Origin of the sequence: Pseudoalteromonas sp. SG43-7, from assembly GCF_014164295.1 — a bacterium.
Classification (GTDB): Bacteria; Pseudomonadota; Gammaproteobacteria; order Enterobacterales; family Alteromonadaceae; genus Pseudoalteromonas; species Pseudoalteromonas rhizosphaerae.
Window position 1 is genome coordinate 1 of sequence record NZ_JACJEY010000252.1, and the last position, 217, is coordinate 217.

1 protein-coding gene is annotated in these 217 nt (G+C 37.3%); it reads right to left on the reverse strand.

Features of this window, described 5'->3' with window-relative positions:
• On the reverse strand, positions 1–217 hold a 217-nt coding region (locus tag H5200_RS23730; protein ID WP_182762934.1), incomplete at both ends, for a tyrosine/phenylalanine carboxypeptidase domain-containing protein.

Sequence of the window (217 nt, forward strand, 5' to 3'; positions counted from 1 at the left end):
CTGTTTTGTACTCGCTGCACATTTTACTCATATATTGAGCGATAGGATTGAGTTGCCCAAGCTGGCTAATGATATTACGGTTTAGATCAGAAAATGCTTGGCGTAGCTCGCTAGGTACAAAACCTAGATCCCGTTGCTGATAATAGGCTTTATCAACCAGTGGATTTTTTTGACATTTTTGTCTAAAAAACTCTTCTTTTATGCTTTTATCCCAATT